This window comes from Palaeococcus pacificus DY20341 (assembly GCF_000725425.1).
GTDB classification, from domain to species: Archaea; Methanobacteriota_B; Thermococci; order Thermococcales; family Thermococcaceae; genus Palaeococcus; species Palaeococcus pacificus.
On the sequence record NZ_CP006019.1, the window covers coordinates 1,001,334 to 1,018,198 of the forward strand.

General features: G+C 43.2%; 18 protein-coding genes and 1 CRISPR repeat array. Of the genes, 10 read left to right on the forward strand and 8 right to left on the reverse strand.

Going from position 1 to position 16,865, the window contains the following annotated elements:
• Both PAP_RS05530 and PAP_RS05535 read left to right on the forward strand, forming a co-directional pair.
• Positions 1 to 882, forward strand: a complete 882-nt coding sequence (locus tag PAP_RS05530; protein ID WP_048165066.1) for a DUF4097 family beta strand repeat-containing protein — start codon at positions 1 to 3, stop codon at positions 880 to 882.
• Positions 882 to 1,793 (forward strand): triphosphoribosyl-dephospho-CoA synthase, encoded by a 912-nt coding sequence (locus PAP_RS05535; protein ID WP_048165067.1) that lies wholly within the window; start codon positions 882 to 884, stop codon positions 1,791 to 1,793. Before PAP_RS05530 ends, PAP_RS05535 begins: the two co-directional genes overlap by 1 nt.
• On the opposite strand, the gene PAP_RS05540 is transcribed toward PAP_RS05535, so the two are convergent.
• From PAP_RS05540 to PAP_RS05560, 4 genes are all read right to left on the reverse strand, one after another.
• Complete coding sequence (locus tag PAP_RS05540; RefSeq protein WP_048165068.1) at positions 1,783 to 2,067, reverse strand: family 4A encapsulin nanocompartment shell protein; 285 nt, start codon at positions 2,065 to 2,067, stop codon at positions 1,783 to 1,785. The genes PAP_RS05535 and PAP_RS05540 overlap by 11 nt on opposite strands.
• Positions 2,068 to 2,600: 533 nt before the next feature.
• Positions 2,601 to 4,377: a CRISPR direct-repeat array (repeat unit 30 nt; unit sequence GTTCCAATAAGACTTTAGAAGTATTGAAAT).
• A 210-nt stretch (positions 4,378 to 4,587) separates the two neighbouring features.
• Positions 4,588 to 5,193 (reverse strand): neutral amino acid NAAT transporter SnatA, encoded by a 606-nt coding sequence (gene snatA / locus PAP_RS05550; RefSeq protein ID WP_048165963.1) that lies wholly within the window; start codon positions 5,191 to 5,193, stop codon positions 4,588 to 4,590.
• 93 nt (positions 5,194 to 5,286) lie between these two features.
• Complete coding sequence (gene surE / locus PAP_RS05555; RefSeq protein WP_048165070.1) at positions 5,287 to 6,072, reverse strand: 5'/3'-nucleotidase SurE; 786 nt, start codon at positions 6,070 to 6,072, stop codon at positions 5,287 to 5,289.
• 61 nt (positions 6,073 to 6,133) lie between these two features.
• A complete protein-coding gene (locus tag PAP_RS05560) occupies positions 6,134 to 6,721 on the reverse strand; it encodes a DUF996 domain-containing protein (protein ID WP_048165071.1) in 588 nt (195 codons plus the stop codon).
• A 95-nt stretch (positions 6,722 to 6,816) separates the two neighbouring features.
• Here PAP_RS05560 and PAP_RS05565 point away from each other — a divergent pair, with 95 nt between their 5' ends.
• Positions 6,817 to 7,788, forward strand: a complete 972-nt coding sequence (locus PAP_RS05565) for an archaeosine biosynthesis radical SAM protein RaSEA (protein WP_048165072.1) — start codon at positions 6,817 to 6,819, stop codon at positions 7,786 to 7,788.
• Here PAP_RS05565 and PAP_RS05570 read toward each other — a convergent pair whose 3' ends face one another.
• From PAP_RS05570 to PAP_RS05585, 4 genes are read right to left on the reverse strand one after another with little or no spacing between them, the layout of a single operon-like run.
• Complete coding sequence (locus PAP_RS05570) at positions 7,789 to 8,400, reverse strand: ABC transporter permease (RefSeq protein ID WP_048165073.1); 612 nt, start codon at positions 8,398 to 8,400, stop codon at positions 7,789 to 7,791.
• Positions 8,387 to 9,025 carry an ABC transporter permease gene (locus PAP_RS10225; RefSeq protein WP_048165074.1) on the reverse strand — a complete coding sequence of 213 codons (639 nt, stop codon included), beginning with the start codon at positions 9,023 to 9,025 and terminating at the stop codon, positions 8,387 to 8,389. Before PAP_RS10225 ends, PAP_RS05570 begins: the two co-directional genes overlap by 14 nt.
• Before the next feature lie 9 nt (positions 9,026 to 9,034).
• Positions 9,035 to 10,150 (reverse strand): ABC transporter ATP-binding protein, encoded by a 1,116-nt coding sequence (locus PAP_RS10230; protein WP_048165075.1) that lies wholly within the window; start codon positions 10,148 to 10,150, stop codon positions 9,035 to 9,037.
• 27 nt (positions 10,151 to 10,177) lie between these two features.
• Positions 10,178 to 10,942, reverse strand: coding sequence for a glycine betaine ABC transporter substrate-binding protein (locus PAP_RS05585; protein WP_236626970.1), 765 nt, complete (start codon positions 10,940 to 10,942; stop codon positions 10,178 to 10,180).
• Between the two features lie 415 nt (positions 10,943 to 11,357).
• Here PAP_RS05585 and PAP_RS05590 point away from each other — a divergent pair, with 415 nt between their 5' ends.
• Genes PAP_RS05590 through PAP_RS05620 form a run of 7 tightly spaced genes read left to right on the forward strand, consistent with a single transcriptional unit; the run spans position 11,358 to position 16,798 of the window.
• Positions 11,358 to 11,615, forward strand: a complete 258-nt coding sequence (locus PAP_RS05590; protein ID WP_048165077.1) for a 2-oxoglutarate ferredoxin oxidoreductase subunit delta — start codon at positions 11,358 to 11,360, stop codon at positions 11,613 to 11,615.
• Between the two features lie 5 nt (positions 11,616 to 11,620).
• Positions 11,621 to 12,844, forward strand: coding sequence for a 2-oxoacid:acceptor oxidoreductase subunit alpha (locus tag PAP_RS05595; protein ID WP_048165078.1), 1,224 nt, complete (start codon positions 11,621 to 11,623; stop codon positions 12,842 to 12,844).
• A gap of 55 nt (positions 12,845 to 12,899) precedes the next feature.
• Positions 12,900 to 13,736: a 2-oxoacid:ferredoxin oxidoreductase subunit beta gene (locus tag PAP_RS05600; RefSeq protein ID WP_048165079.1), complete on the forward strand. Its 837-nt coding sequence runs from the start codon at positions 12,900 to 12,902 to the stop codon at positions 13,734 to 13,736.
• Positions 13,733 to 14,248, forward strand: coding sequence for a 2-oxoacid:ferredoxin oxidoreductase subunit gamma (locus PAP_RS05605; RefSeq protein WP_048165080.1), 516 nt, complete (start codon positions 13,733 to 13,735; stop codon positions 14,246 to 14,248). Before PAP_RS05600 ends, PAP_RS05605 begins: the two co-directional genes overlap by 4 nt.
• On the forward strand, positions 14,245 to 15,390 hold the full coding sequence (locus tag PAP_RS05610) for a 2-oxoacid:acceptor oxidoreductase subunit alpha (protein ID WP_048165081.1): 1,146 nt from the start codon (positions 14,245 to 14,247) through the stop codon (positions 15,388 to 15,390). Before PAP_RS05605 ends, PAP_RS05610 begins: the two co-directional genes overlap by 4 nt.
• 5 nt (positions 15,391 to 15,395) lie before the next feature.
• Positions 15,396 to 16,241 carry a 2-oxoacid:ferredoxin oxidoreductase subunit beta gene (locus PAP_RS05615; RefSeq protein WP_048165964.1) on the forward strand — a complete coding sequence of 282 codons (846 nt, stop codon included), beginning with the start codon at positions 15,396 to 15,398 and terminating at the stop codon, positions 16,239 to 16,241.
• Positions 16,238 to 16,798, forward strand: coding sequence for a 2-oxoacid:ferredoxin oxidoreductase subunit gamma (locus PAP_RS05620; RefSeq protein ID WP_048165082.1), 561 nt, complete (start codon positions 16,238 to 16,240; stop codon positions 16,796 to 16,798). Before PAP_RS05615 ends, PAP_RS05620 begins: the two co-directional genes overlap by 4 nt.
• Positions 16,799 to 16,865 lie beyond the last annotated feature (67 nt).

Consider the following 16,865-nt stretch of genomic DNA (forward strand, 5'->3'; position numbering starts at 1 on the left):
ATGAGAAAAGCTTTGGGCCTCTTTCTGACTTTTATAGGTCTTTTGATACTTTTGAAAGTATTTTATCCTGAAGTGTATAACTATTTGGCTCCATACGCTAGATACATAAGGGCATCCTTTTTAGGCGTAGCCTTGATTCTCTTTGGGCTGTATATTCTCTCAAAAAACAGAACTTGGAGAACCGCTATAGCAGTAATTTTCGTGCTTTATCTTGCATTATACATAGCCGTTCCTGAGGAATCTGGGGAATGGAAGTGGTACTCAGTTGGCTGGAGCATTGAAGGAAAAATTGAAGGCGATATGCACACATTTGGGAGCTTTAAAGCATCCACGCTGATGATAGAAAATCTTGCTGCTGAGATGAAGCTGATGAGCGCTGATGGAGACGAGATAAAGGTCATTTCCAATCTTCCAATAGAAGTTAAAGACGAAGGCGGAGTATTAAGCATAAAGTGCACGAATGCATGTGAGAGATATAAAAATGGGAAGCTTATCGTGGAAGTGGGAAGAGATGCGAATTTGAGAAGCATTGAGATGGCAAACACCGTGGGAGATTACAATATAAACCTAGAGAACGAGCTTGAAAGATTGACCATAGAAAACACCGTTGGGGACTTTGAGATTTCCAACTTAACCAGCGATGAAGTTTATCTGGAGAACACCGTTGGCAGGTTCATAATCTCCATTGATGATGTCTCCACACTCACCGTGAGGGATGGGATAGGCGACATCGATATCCACGTTCCCGCGGAGTACAAAGTCTCACCGAGCGTCAAAGGTTCTTTAGCGAGCCTTGAGATAAACGCAAATGAAAACGGGACAAAAACCTTAAATCTGGTCATAGAGAACGTCATAGGCAAAGTGGTGGTGGAGAGGAGATAATGGAGCGCTGGAGGATTATTAAGGCCTTTACTTTGGGACCGCTCTTGGAGGTTGCTATTCCAAAACCAGGGAATGTGAGCAGACACAGGGACTTTGAGGACTTAACACTCTACCACTTTCTTTTTGGTAACGTTGCCACGCTTGACATTCTATATGAAGCCACTCAGGTTGGCATAATGCTTAGGCGTGGCGAGCTGGAATTTAGTGAAGCGAGAATAGGGGAGATGATAAAGCGGGCCGTACAGAATTCTAAAGCTTCCCAGAATGCAAATCCAAACTTTGGGGTTATTACGCTCTCAATTCCCCTCGTCACTGCACTGACAATCTCAAAGCACATATATCATGCGAGAGAAGTCGTTGTTAGGTTAATAAACCAATCAACGGTTAGAGATACGATGGAGTTTTACAGGGCCATAAGAATAGCGAATCCAAAAGGCGTCAAGAGCGGTGTTAAGTATGACGTTTACGATGAGAATGTCTTTGAAGAGCTGTTTAAGGACAGGATAACACTAAAAGACCTGGCTGAAATGAGTCAGGAAAGGGAGCTTATATTTGGAGAGTGGCTCAACGGCTATGAGCTGAGCTATAAAACGTTCTTAAGGCTAAAAGAGCTTACCGGAGAGCTTGACCTTGAGGACGCTGTTGTTAGGACATTTTTAGAGCTTTTAGCAAGCAAAAAAGATACGCTAATTATTAGAAAAGCTGGTTTGGATGAGGCAAAGCTTGTTCAGGAAAAAGCAAGGGCAGTTTTGGATGAAGAGATGAGCTTAGAGGAGTTTGACGCATTCTTAAGAGAAAAAGGGGATTTAAGGAACCCCGGCAGCTTGGCCGATATAATGGCTATAGCTTTGAGCCTGCTCATTTTACAGGGGTATACACTTAAAAGGAGTAAACTGGGCATCAATCCTTGATGACCTTTAGTCTTTTTGCTCCTCCCAATCCGAGGCCGAGGACTTTGCTGTCTATAACTACGGCATCCTCTCCAAGCTCTTCTAAGAGTTTAACTTTAAGCCCTGAAATCTCTGTTATTCCCTCTTCTCCTCCGAACTCCTCAGTAACCTGCTCTTTTAAAAATTCGTAAGCCTTGTCTCCAAAAAGTACTAAGTCAGGCTCATAGCCATCCATCTTTAGCTCATTTGCTTTTTCTTCAACAGCACTTAGCACTCTAATTAAATCTCCCCTCATAAAATCACCATAATATCATCTCCCTGAGAGATTAAAAAGGTTGGGTTTTCGTGGGGTGTGTATCTATCACGTTAAAATGCTTTTTGTCGTGATTTATTATTTGTAATGTCTGTTTTTTTAAGCTTAAAAACTCTTTAAAGATTTTGAAGTTTTTAATAATACAAGGTTATTAAATTGATTTTCGTCATAGTTTTTGATTAAATCTGTAACATTTTGAACGTACATGTTTGAAACTGGGCACTTGGAAGCTTTGCTTATCCCTGCTCCCAGTGCGAAGTTGGCCATTTTAAGTTTCGAGAATTTAAAAACGGGGTTTTTGGATTTAATGCTTTGTTGGAACTTTGGGAGTCTTATGAACAATGTTGTGCAACTTCTCAGAGGATATTTTTGAAGCATCATTTTGAGCACTGGAATAGTGAAAATGGTTTGAATAGAGGCATTTAAGCGTGTAATTTTCACCCCTTTGGCAAAATGCTTATAACTTTTAAGCTCTCTACTTACTTTGTACGCAAAATAAAGCAAAAATTCCTCCTGTTCCAATAAGACTTTAGAAGTATTGAAATGAGCTGGCAGAACGTGCTTTAACAGCAACGGAGCTTAAGTTCCAATAAGACTTTAGAAGTATTGAAATGAGCTGGCAGAACGTGCTTTAACAGCAACGGAGCTTAAGTTCCAATAAGACTTTAGAAGTATTGAAATCAGTGCCCTTTCTCGTCATCGAGGCGACAGGGTGGAGGTTCCAATAAGACTTTAGAAGTATTGAAATTTGAAGGACCTCCAACCTCGAGCTTTTCGACAGCAGTGTTCCAATAAGACTTTAGAAGTATTGAAATCATTTTTGTCGCCAAGGCCACAGCGGCGGCACTGAAAGTTCCAATAAGACTTTAGAAGTATTGAAATGACTTTACGAAGCACAACAAGGATATTCTACCGATTTTCAGGTTCCAATAAGACTTTAGAAGTATTGAAATATGAGATGCTTAGTTTTGATGATATTAGCCTGGTCTGTTCCAATAAGACTTTAGAAGTATTGAAATTGACCCTGAGCGGCCTGGCGTATATGGAGCTTTCGGAGTTCCAATAAGACTTTAGAAGTATTGAAATTAGAGAAAGTTAGGGAGGAGTTGGGAGAGGCTAATGGTTCCAATAAGACTTTAGAAGTATTGAAATTCAATTCCTGCAGGGGGGAGCATTACAATTTATCTTTAGTTCCAATAAGACTTTAGAAGTATTGAAATATGGTGCTTAATTTTGTATGAAAAAAACGCTTTTTAGGTTCCAATAAGACTTTAGAAGTATTGAAATATTGCGTTATTGTCTTTAGTGTAAACCACTGAGCCGGTTCCAATAAGACTTTAGAAGTATTGAAATTAAGGGGTGTAATAGTCTTCAACTCATTGTAAATTGTGTTCCAATAAGACTTTAGAAGTATTGAAATTGCAAGTATCGAAAGACGGGGATTTATTGGCAATATGTTCCAATAAGACTTTAGAAGTATTGAAATCGGTCTTGAGGTTATCTCGGTTTTGGAGGAGCTTGAGTTCCAATAAGACTTTAGAAGTATTGAAATTTGACTACCGCTTTGGTAGTAGATTTCACGGTAACCGCGTTCCAATAAGACTTTAGAAGTATTGAAATTTGTGTTGCTAAAGGCATAATAAAGGGTTACTGAAGTTCCAATAAGACTTTAGAAGTATTGAAATAACTTTGGGAAAACTGGAAAACAAGGGCTTCTTTGGGGTTCCAATAAGACTTTAGAAGTATTGAAATAGTGATAAGGTGATATACATGGAAGAATTTAAGGATGTTCCAATAAGACTTTAGAAGTATTGAAATTTCCTTGGAAGATCAATTGAGTTGTTAGTAAGTGTAAGTTCCAATAAGACTTTAGAAGTATTGAAATTTCCTTGGAAGATCAATTGAGTTGTTAGTAAGTGTAAGTTCCAATAAGACTTTAGAAGTATTGAAATTTTATGTGCACCCTACTTATCCTGCAAAGAAAATAGACTTGTTCCAATAAGACTTTAGAAGTATTGAAAGTATTAATTAACAGCTGTTTGGCTGTTTCGTAGTCAAGTTTCAATAAGACTTTAGAAGTATTGAAAGGTGAGAAATGGAGTGGAGGCAGTTAAATCCCTCTTCACAGTGTTTCAATAAGACTTTAGAAGTATTGAAAGAGTGTATTTGAGCTTGTATCGTTCAGTGGAGCAACTGTTCCAATAAGACTTTAGAAGAATTGAAAGACTTGGGGCTTGGTGGTGGGTTTCAGGGAAAAGAAAAGTTCCAATAAGACTCTAAGAGAATTGAAAGACGTGGGTAGGGTTCACACTCTTGGGCTTCTTAATGTTGGAGATAAAAGAAGTGTTCCAATACATCTTCATTCTGCTGGTTTGCTGGAGTGCGAGGGGAACTTGGGGAGTTCTGGAGGATGTCCGATAGAAAGCAGGAAAACACTCCCAGCCAAAGACTCTATTTCGCCAGCCTTTGTAAAAAGATGTGGGGACGGGATTATGTCCCAGCTCAAATACCAAAAGCGCTTTTGATGCCGTTTATTATCATTTGTATGGCCATTGAGGCCAATATTAAACCCATCATTCTAGTTAACACTTTGATTCCTACGTTTCCGAGCGTTTTCTCAATTCTATCTGCCGACAGAAGGACGAAGTATGTTGTTAGCCCTATTAGAAATATTGTCACTAATACAAGTGCTCTCTCTAAGACGGCTTGATTCTTCGCCATATAAAGCATTACTGTGGTTATTGCACCCGGGCCGGAGATTAAGGGAATTCCCAGTGGAATTATCGCTATATCTTCGAGGGTTATCATCTCTGCCTCTTCTTCCTCAACGTCACCCATCTTTACCTTTGAAATCTCACCGCTCAGCATTTCCAGCGCCATCTTAAAGAGCAAAATTCCGCCGGCTATTGAAAATGCATCGACGCTTGAGCCGAAGAATGAGAATATCCACTGCCCAATGAGAGCAAACACTGTGAGCGTCACTACTACGGTGGTGCCAACTTTCCTCGCCACTTCAATCCTTTCTCTCAGTGAAATCCCATGAGTCACGCTTAAGAATACTGGCACTGCTCCTATGGAATTTGTGATTGCGAATAGACCTGCATACATATATAAAAAGCTCTTCACAATCCCCACGTTCAAAGCTATCACCCTCTGGATTAGCGGGGGCACTGCTTTAAAAAGTTAAGGGTTTAAAAAAGTTCAGAGTTTTAAGACCTTCTTCAGCTCGTTGAAGTCAATCTTAGCGGTCATATCAATGTTTATGGGACTAACGCTAACCTTTCTCTCAACTTTAACCGCGTACATGTCTGTTCCTGGCTCCAGCACTTCTCTAGGACACTGTGTGCCGACTATCCAATAGTATGGGTTGCCCTTAGGGTCTATCCTTTCTTCAATTGAAGGCTGATACATGCGCTTAGCCAGACGTGTAAAGGCTATTTGGGTTTTTTCCGTTGCATCGTAAGGGACATTGACGTTTAGCATTTCCACGCTCCTTGGAAGTCCTTTTTTCAGCACAGCCTTTGCGATCTTCCTTAGGAAAAATTTTGCAGTTTCAAAGTCTATCTCCTCACCGCTGCCAAATTTATGCTTTTCCCTGTTCACTTCTAAGCTTATGGCTATACTTGGCATCCCATGGGTTGCCGCTTCTATTGCTGCACTGGCTGTGCCGGAAATTGTAATCTCGGTGCTCATGTTTTCTCCCAAATTTATGCCGCTTACGACGAGGTCAAACTCTCCAAAGCGAGCTAAAGCGAAAATTATGCAATCCACAGGCATGCCGTCTAAAGCATAAGCTGCCTCAGCACCATCGAGCTTCACATGTTTTGCTCTAAGGGGCCTGTGAAGGGTCATAGCTCTACCGCTTGCGCTCCTTTGGGACATTGGAGCAACAACATATATCTCACCAAGACCTTGAAGGGCTTCAATAGCCGCTTTAATGCCCTTTGAGCGTATTCCATCGTCATTTGTTATCAAAATCTTTGCCATAAACTAAACTTTTCAAGGAAACTTATAAATTTGGTGCCAAAAAGAAAAGATGGGAAAAAATTTAAATCGCCACAGGAACTTCTTTGGAGGGAATCTCCTCCGGAAGAGAGAAGTATGCGACTATCTCCAACACTTTGGCTACGAAAAGGAGCAGTGCTCCAAGACCAAAGACTATTAGAAGGATTGCTCCTATGAAATAGAGAAGTCCGGTGGTTTTGAAGATGCCAACTCCTGTGTGCATCGCAATCAATTTGTAGCTTTCCTTCAGATAATACGCCCCTATGGTGAATACAACCCAAGCGATTAAGATGCCAATGAGTATGCCTCCAATTATCGCACTAATCTCATGGAAACTCTCAACCTCTCTTTCGAATGCTTCCATCCCGCCCTTTGTTAAGATTGTCCCTCCTATCGCTGCTACAACTACAACGATTAAGACAATAAAGGCCCCAATTTTTAGAATAAAGGACATTAAGTATTTTTTGAATATTGATTCATCGTTTACTTCTTCGGAGATACCTTTCACTGCTAGCAGAATTAACACAAAACCAAATAGGCTCAATACCCCGCCTACTCTTGGTATTGCACCTCCTACGAGTGAAAGAATTGCTCCGATACCACCATAAGTTTTTGCTTGGCTTAATGTCATACAAACACCCAGTTAGATTATATCCTCTCTCCTATAATAACTTAGTGCCCAACAAGCTTAAAAACTCCGCATCTCATTTTGCCTTAGGTGAGAGAATGACGTTTTGGACAGCTGAAGACAACGTTGCGGGAGAAAAAGGGGTCACGCTTTATATTATTTTGCCCACCACTGGGTGCTACCGCTATAAAATAGGCCAAGCGTGCTACATGTGCTCTTATCCAAGCGAAGCGCCGAAAATTCCATGGAGCCAAGAGGAGCTTATTGATTACCTCAAAAAAGCCCTCAAGAAGATAGAAGGGAAAGAGGGAAGATTTGCGGTGAGGATTTTCACCTCGGGAAGCTTCTTAGACGACGGTGAAGTTAAACCTTGGGCTAGGAGGGAGATGTTTAAGCTTCTGGCAGAGATGGAGAATGTAAAGGAAATCGTCGTGGAGACGCGCTCCGAGCTCGTTAGATATGAGGCCGTTAGTGAGTTGGCGGAGATTGTTAAAGGCAAGCACTTTGAAGTTGCCTTGGGCTTGGAGACGGCAAATGATGACGTGGCCGATGTGAGCATAAACAAGGGCAACACCTTTGAGCAGTTTGTTAGGGCAAGTGAAATAATACACGAAGCAGGAGCGAAGGTCAAAACTTATGTCCTCCTCAAGTCGAGCTTTTTGAGCGAGCGCCATGCTATAGAGGATGCCAAAGAGACCATAAGGCAAGCCGCTCCATACACTGACACCTTCTCGATTAACATTATGAACATTCAAAAAGGAACCACTTACGAAAGGCTCTGGGAGAAGGGCGAATACAGGCCGCCGTGGCTGTGGAGTGCTGTGGAAGTTTTAAAGTGGGCCAAAAAGACCTACCCACACTTAAGGATTTTAAGCGACCCTGTGGGCGCTGGCTCTAAGAGAGGCCCCCACAACTGCGGTGAGTGCGACAAAGCTGTGGCAAAAGCTATAAGGAACTTTTCAAACACGCAGGACTTAAGATATCTTGAGAATATTGAGCATGGATGCATGGATGAGTGGCGCTACATTGTGAGCGAAGGCCTCTTGGACTGGCAGCTCTTGACCTGGTGACTATTTTAAAGCCTCTGGCGTTATTTTTCTTTCTATTACTGTGAAAGATACGTCTATAAGTATTGCAAGGACTATAGCGGGTAAAGCTCCAGCTAAAATTTTGTCCATGTTGAAGCTCGCCAAACCTTCAAAAACAAGGCTCCCCAAGCCGCCGCTCCCAATTATGGCTGTTAGTATCGCGATGCTGTTTGCTAAAATCGCTGCAAATTTAATTCCCGCAAACATTGCTGGATACGCATGTGGGAAGCGAATGTGCCGTATTATTTGCCATTCCGTCAATCCTAAACCTTTAGCGGCGTCAATCATGGACTCATCGACCTTAGAAAGGCCGATGTATGTGTTTTTGACTATCGGAAGGAGCGCTCTAAGGAAAATGGCGAAAACCGCTGGAGTAAAGCCTATCCCGAGGAGAGGCACCACTATCGCAACCACAGCTAGGCTTGGAATTGCTTGAACGAGGTTTGCAAATGCTATGATAAAGGAGGCAATCTTTCTGCTGCGGAGAGAGATTAAGGCTAAAGGAATCCCTACCCCTATGCTTATGAAGAGTGCGGAGTAAGTAAGGATTAGGTGCTCCCAAGTAGCGCCCAAAATGTTCTCAATGGCTACCATGGAACCTCGCCTCGAGTTTTTTCTCTATTAATGCCGCAAGCCCGTCCAAGGCTATTGCCAGAAAGCCCACCCAGAGGCTGGAAACCAAGATGATGTTTTTATCATAGAGGTGAATCCCTGTTTGAATTGGGGCTCCAAGGCCTCCTGCCGCTATAAGTCCTCCTAAAGTTACAACGCCCATCGTGAAGACTATCGCTATCCTTATTCCTGCAGCAATTAGAGGAAGCGCTAAAGGAAAGCGCACCTTTAAGAGTATCTCCTTCTCAGTTAGGCCAAGTGCTTGGGCCACCTCTATATGGCTCTTACTCACGCTCGTTAAGCCTGTGTAGGTGTTCCTCGCTATTGGCAGAAGGGAGTAAAGGATTGAAGCTATTATCGTGGGCCCTTTTCCTAGTCCCGCTAATGGAAGGAGGAGGACTAACAGTGCTAAAGATGGAATTGTTTCGACGATGTTCAGGAAGTTGAAGGCCAAGTCCGCTAACTTTGGGTTTTTATAGAGGATAAAACCAATTAAAACGCCTAAAATGATTGAAACAAAAAGCGCTATGCCGAACATGGAGAGGTGCTCCACTGTTCTTGCGCCCAAATTTTGGCTTTCCCAAACTTCTAAAAACGTGTTTATCATTTGGACACCTCAAATCAGCCTTAAGAGAACTTCATCTGCGAGGAGCATTCCTATGGGTTTATGGTTTTCAACAACAATGGCTATCGATGCTTTCTCTATCTTCAAGATTTGAAGGGAAGAGGCTAAATTGTCTTTGGAAGTGAAGGAGAGGGCTTCACTAGCTGAATCCCCTAGCTTTCTTTCACCATCTAGCCTCAGGAGGGTTTTAAGCTCGATAATACCTTGATATTCCCCTCTCTCAACGACTATCCCAAATTCTACACCTCTCTCAGTCATGAGATTTATAGCCTCTTTGACCGTTAAGCTCCACTCAAACAGGTATTTTTCTTCGATTGGCCGCATAACATCCCCAACTCTCAGTGTATCCATGTGCTTGAACTTTTTATCAGCGTTCACGAGCTTTGCGACAAACTCATTAGCAGGGTTTAGAACCAGCTCATCAGGTGCCCCCACTTGAATTAATTTTCCATCCTTCATTACCGCTATTCTGTCTCCGAGCTTAAATGCCTCCTCTATGTCGTGGGTTACGAAGATTATCGTCCTGCCGAGCTTTTCTTTAATCTCAAGGAACTCCTCTTGGAGCTGTTTTCTTAAAATCGGGTCTAGTGCTCCAAAGGGCTCGTCCATTAATAGAAGGGGTGGGTCAAGCATGAAAGCCCTCGCCAAGCCTACCCTCTGCTGCTGCCCTCCGCTCAGCTGTCTCGGATAGCGGTTCATAAACTGCTCTGGGGGTAAGTCCACAAGCTCTAAAAGCTCTCTAACACGCCTATCAATCTCTTCATCGCTCCACCCTTCGAGCTTCGCCAAAAGCCCTATATTGCCTCTAACCGTCATATGGGGGAACAGTCCTATTTGCTGGATTGCATAGCCTATGTTCCTTCTAAGCTCTATGGGGTTGAAACTCATGATATTCTGCCCGTTTATTGTAATCTCCCCTTCATCGAGTTCAACCAGCCGATTTATCATCCTTAAAGTGGTTGTCTTTCCGGAACCACTTGGCCCAATGAGAATTAGCAATTCCCCACCAACTACCTCTAAATCAACGTGATCAACTGCCACAAAATCCCCATACCTTTTGGTGACGCCGTTAAGCTCCACCTTCTCTATTTTATCAAAGAGCCTCATAAAACCACCCCAAAAAAGAAAAAGGGGTTATCCCTTAATTAAGCCCTGCTCTATTAAAAACTCCCTCGCTATTTCTCTAGCGTCTTTCTTTTCTACGTCATACTTGTAGTTGAGCTTTCTCATGGTGTCAGTGTCAATTTTATTCTCAAGCTTTTTGAGAACTTCCATGACTTCTGGATGCTTGTCTGCGAACTCTTTCGTAACGATTATTATGGCGTCGTAGGGAGGCAGAGCTCCTTTATCATCCTCCAATATTTTAAGATTGAATAAATCTACCCTTGCATCTGTTGTATAAGCTGTTATCGCGTCCACTTGGTCGTTTTTAATTGCTTCATACATCAAAGTTGGCTCCATTTGTTTTACATCTTCAAATGTGAAGCCGTAGACCTTCTTTATTTGCGGCAGTCCATCGGGCCTCGAAGCAAACTCTGGATCTGTTCCAAGCGTCATTTTGGAAGCGTATTCTTCAAGCTCACTTATCTTTGAAATTCCTTTTTCGTCTGCAAAGCTCTTTTTAACTGCTATTGCATAATCATCCCTAAAACCGAGCTTTACAGCAACTAAAACTCCATCCCTCTTAAGGAGCTCTTCTTTGCTCTTTTCATAAACTATATTAGGATCCCACTTCTCTAGAGGAGGAAGTTTAAGAATAACATTGTATGCTGTGCCAGTGTATTCAACATACATGTGGATCTGACCCTTCTTCAGGGCTTCATAGTTAACTAAAGTTCCTCCCAAGCCTTCTTTTACATCAACATCGTATCCCTCTTCTTCTAGGAGAAGAGCAATCATATGAGCTAGGATATACTGCTCATTAAAAGGCTTTGAACCGATTACAATGGTTTCTTTTTCTCCCCCACTTATGCATCCACTCAATACTATCATGGTTGCTAGAAAAAACAATAGTGGTATAACAAAAGTCTTTTTCAAGTTCGACCACCGACATAAGTTAGGTGTTAAAGATTTAAATAACTTTTTGCTAAACTAAAACCCCATATTTGCTTTACGTCTATCAATTTCACCACGACAAAATAATTTTAAAAACGTTCATTCATTTTCTAAAATTTCCAAAAAAGCTTATCTAATGCACGCTTTTTTATCAAATAGCATCCAAATCACGGCAATGCCCAATAGTGCACCTTTGGTAGGCGAAAGCTTTAAATGTTTTACATACGTAAAAGGATTTAGCAAATCGTAGGTGATGATTATGGCAGATGTCGAAGTCAAAAAGGAAGAATACCTTGTTATAGGAAAAACTGATGCCGTTGAGATAAGTGTTGACACATTTTTATGCAAGGGTTGCGGTATTTGTTTGGAACTCTGCCCAAGAACAGTTTTTGAATGGAGCCAAGAGCTTAGCGAAAAAGGTGTCCACTATCCTGTGGCTGTTAAAGCTGATAAGTGTGTTAAATGTAAGCTGTGCGAGCTTTTATGCCCTGACTTTGCAATAGCGGTTAAATGGTGATTTTAATGATAATACGTGGTGACGAGCCCGAACAGATTGAGCTCTTAAAAAAACTATATCCCAAGGGCAACTACTTCATGCAGGGCGATGAAGCCATAGCCTATGGCGCTCTTTTTGCTGGCTGTAGGTTCTATGCAGGTTATCCAATAACTCCCGCAAGCGAAATAGCAGAGACTATGGCGAGGGAGCTCCCAAAGGTGAAAGGTTACTACATCCAGATGGAGGATGAGATAGCGAGCATTGCTGCTGTTGTTGGTGCTTCATGGACAGGGTTAAAGAGTATGACCGCCACTTCCGGCCCCGGCTTCAGCTTAATGCAGGAAAATTTAGGCCTCGCAATAATGACTGAGACTCCTCTAGTTTTGGTGGATGTCCAGAGGAGCGGTCCATCAACAGGTCAGGCCACAAAAGGGGCCCAAGGAGATTTCTTCCAAGCAAGATGGGGAACTCATGGGGATCACCCAATAATAGCAATCTCACCTACGAGCGTTGAAGATAGCTTTTGGGAAACTATTAGGGCATTTAACTTGAGTGAAAAGTTTAGAATTCCTGTTGTCCTTTTGGCCGATGGGGTGATAGGACATACGAGGGAACAGATTAGACTTCCTGACCCAGAGGACGTCGAAATACTCTATAGAAAGCTTCCAAAGAATGAGGAAGAAGCTAAGTATCCTTTTGGTGATGTCCACGGCGATCTAATCCCACCGATGCCACTGTTTGGGAAGGGCTACTTCACACACGTCACAGGCTCAACACACAAAGAGACTGGCCTTAGAGATGTTTACACTCCTGAGGTTCACAACCGCTTAGTGAGAAGGCTGCACGATAAGATAGAGAAGCATAGGGCTGAGATAGAAAAGTGGGAGGAGTATTACACTGAGGATGCTGAGATTTTAGTGGTGAGCTGGGGAGTAAGTGCAAGACCTTCGCTTGGTGCCGTTCTCAAAGCGAGAGAGGAAGGCATTAATGTTGGTCTCTTCGTTCCAAAGACTATGCACCCGTTCCCAGAGAAGCGCATAAAAGAGCTTGGAAAGCAGGTTAGGGCCATTTTAGTGCCTGAGATGAACCTCGGTCAGATCATATTAGAAATTCAAAGATTTGTCAACGATGACGTTGTGCTAAAGGGTGTTAACAAGATTGGCGGTGTTCCATTAACGGTGCAAGAAATACTAAAAGAGATAAAGGAATTGAGCTCAGCCGAGCGTTCTCGTCACCGTTCGGCGGATTAGATATTCATCATAGCTCATGTGAGGTTTAGTCGTTGGGTATTTAAAGGTGATGCGTATGGAAAAAATTCACACCAAGTATGATATGGCCAAATATTTGAGAAAAGAAGCCCTTCCCACGGCTCTCTGTCCGGGTTGTGGTGGTGGGACTGTCTTAAACGCTTTTGCCAATGCAGTTGACCAGCTCAAAATTGATCCCAAGGACTTGGTAATGGTGAGCGGAATCGGCTGTTCAGCATGGATTGCCTCGCCATATTTCTTAGCTGATACTTTGCATACAACTCATGGAAGAGCAATAGCCTTTGCAACGGGCGTTAAAGTTGGTCTTCCCGATAAGAAGGTAGTGGTTATTAGTGGTGATGGTGATTTAGCGGGCATTGGAGGAAACCACCTCATCCATGCAGCAAGGAGGAACGTAGACATAACCGTAATTTTGGTGAACAACTTTATCTACGGTATGACCGGGGGTCAGGTGGGTCCGACTACACCCTTTGGTGCCAACACGACGACAAGTCCATACGGCAACATAGAGCACCCAATCAATATAAGCGAGACAATAGCTGCTGCTGGAGCTTCTTATGTCGCGAGGTGGACGACTTTTCATGTGTATCAGCTCATAGAGAGCATAAAGAAGGCTCTCCAGGTTAAAGGCTTCTCCCTTGTTGAGGTCGTCTCTCAGTGCCCCGTCCAGTTCGGAAGGAGGAATAGAATGAAAACTCCCGCTGAGATGCTTAGATGGTTCCAAAAGAACAGCGTACCGATAAGTAAGGCTAAAAATATGAGTCCAGAAGAGCTTGAAGGCAAAATAGTCATTGGCGAAATTATCAGCAGGGAGAGGCCAGAGTTCACAGAAGAGCTCAACAAAATCATCGAAAAGCTGGGGGGAGGAGAATGACCCAAATTAGGATTGCCGGTTTTGGCGGCCAAGGAGTTATACTAGCTGGTGTAATTTTGGGTGAAGCGGCCGCTATTGAGGGTCTAAACGTTATCCAAACGCAGGACTATGGCTCCCAAAGCAGAGGAGGGCACTCTGTAGCAGATGTCATCATTTCAAAGGAGCCTATTTACGATGTTATAGTCACGAAAGCCGATGTCCTTCTGGCAATGTCGCAAATTGGTTATAGGGGCACAAAAGAGAGTTTGAAAGATGAAGGTCTTTTGATAATCGACACGGACTTAGTGGAGCCGGACAGGGAGTTTATAGGTGCTCCTTTCACAAGGCTGGCTGAGGAAGAAGTTGGTTTGGCTTTGACAGTCAATATGGTGGCTTTAGGCTATTTAGTGGCTAAGACAGGGGTTGTGAAAAAAGAAAGTGTTGAAGAGGCTATAAAGAGAAGAGTCCCAAAGGGGACAGAAGAAGTTAACCTAAAAGCATTTAGAATTGGATATGAGGAGGGAGCAAAATGAAGTATCCATTTCCAGTTGGAGAGAGCGATTTTATACAAGGGGATGAGGCCATAGCGAGGGCAGCCATTTTGGCAGGATGCAGGTTTTACGCTGGATATCCAATTACCCCTGCAAGCGAGATATTTGAGGCAATGGCTCTCTACATGCCTCTCGTAGACGGTGTTTCAATACAAATAGAGGATGAAATTGGAAGTTTGGCAGCTGTGATTGGCGCTTCATGGGCAGGCGCTAAAGCAATGACTGCCACTTCTGGTCCAGGCTTTAGCTTGATGATGGAAAACCTTGGCTATGCAATTATGACCGAGACCCCATTGGTTTTGGTCGATGTCCAGAGGAGTGGCCCATCAACAGGACAGCCCACTTTAGCAGCTCAGGGCGATGTTATGCAGGCTATATGGGGCACTCACGGAGATCACAGTATAATTGTTTTAACCCCTGCAACGGTTCAGGAAGCCTTTGATATGACAATTAGGGCATTTAACTTGGCTGAAAAGTATAGGACTCCCGTTGTTTTGCTAACGGACGGTGAAGTTGGACACATGAGGGAGCGCGTCAACATACCAGATCCAGATGAGATTGAGCTCGTTTATAGGAAGCTTCCAAGGAATGAGGATGAAGCTAAATATCCTTTCAGAGACTGGGACAGCGACGGAATTCCACCAATGCCGGTCTTCGGCAAAGGCTATCACGCATATGTGACGGGGCTAACGCACGATGAGAGAGGAAGGCCCAAGACTGTTGAGGCGGAGATTCATGAGAAGCTCATTAACCGTATCATAGGCAAAATTGAGAAAAATAAGGATGATATCATCGAATATGAAACGTTCGGCCTTGAAGATGCTGAAGTAGCGATAGTGAGCTATGGAATTGTTGCCCGCTCTGCAATAAGGGCCGTTAAAATCCTCCGCAAAGAGGGGATTAAAGCTGGACTGTTAAAGCTCAACGTTGTTTGGCCTTTTGACTTTGAGATGATTGAGGATATAGCGGAGCAGGTGGGCAAGATATACGTGCCAGAAATGAACCTTGGACAGGTCTACCACCTTGTCAAAGAAGGAGCAAACGGTAAAGCAGAGGTTGAGCTAATTCCAAAGATAGGTGGGGAGATACACACACCCGATGATATAGTTAGAGCGGTGAGGTGATGCTCATGTATCTTAAGTCAAGCTATGATATTAGGGACAAATACTTAAGAAAGGATATGCTTCCCACAATATTTTGCCCGGGATGTGGTATAGGAGCGGTTCTCCAATACACCCTTAGGGCCATAGATGAATTGGGATGGAGCAAAGATGAAGTAGTGTGGGTGAGCGGAATCGGCTGCTCCGCGAGAGTTCCAGGCTTTGTTGATTTCGACGGATTGCACACGACTCACGGAAGGGCCTTAGCATTTGCCACGGGAATTAAGATGGCTAACCCTGATTTAAAGGTAATCGCGTTTATGGGCGATGGTGATGCTGCTGCGATAGGTGGAAACCACTTTATCCACGCAATAAGGCGTAACTTAGATGTTACGGTTATCTTAATAAACAACTTTACCTATGGAATGACCGGTGGACAGGTTGCTCCTACCGCTCTTAAGGGCTTAAAAGGAACCACCGCCCCATACGGCAACTTTGAGAATCCCTTTGACATTGCAAACCTTGCAGTCGCGGCCGGAGCCAACTATGTGGCAAGATGGAGCGTGTTTAACTACCTGCAAGGAATAAACAGCATAAAGAAGGCTTTGCAAAAGAAGGGCTTCTCATTGGTGGAGTTTCTAAGTCAGTGCCCGATAAGCTTTGGAAGAAGGAATAAGATGAAGACAGGTGCAGAGCTAATAAGGTGGTATCAAAAGATTACAGTGCCGATAAGTAAGGCTAAAAATATGAGTCCAGAAGAGCTTGAAGGCAAAATAGTCATTGGCGAATTCGTGGACAGGGACAGGCCAAGCTTAGATGAGGAGTATGAGCGTTATAAAAGGAGAGCGAAGGAGATAATGGGGTGGAAGGAATGAGGCAAGAAGTCTTAATAGGTGGCTTTGGAGGCCAAGGAGTTATACTAGCAAGTGTTATACTGGGAAGAGCCGCTTCCGTTTACGATGGGCTTTACGCAGTGCAGACACAAGCTTATGGCCCAGAATCAAGAGGAGGGGCTAGTAGAGCAGAAGTAGTCATAAGCGATGAACCTGTGGATTATCCAAAAGCTTTGAAGCCCAAATACATGGTTCTGCTCTCTCAAGAGGCCTACGACAAATATTTACCATTAGCTGCAGAAGGAGCGGTGGTTTTGGTTGAGGCTGATCTCGTTCCCCATAGGAACAAAGAGCTCGAGAAAAACCTCAAAGTTTACGCTTTGCCTTTCACGGAGATAGCTGAAGAAACAACTGGGCTAAGCTTAACTATGAACATCCTTGTTTTGGGCTTTTTGGCAAAGGTTACAGGCTTAGTTGAGCAGGATTCAATAGAGAAAGCGATTCTCGATGCTGTTCCAAAAGGAACGGAGCAAATAAACCTTAGGGCACTCCACAAGGGCTTTGAGCTTGGGGAGAAAGCTTTGAACGGGGACTTGTAATTTTTCATTTCTCCTTCCTTTCTGCGAAACTTTAATAACTTCTTCATTGCTATTTCTCAACGGTGAA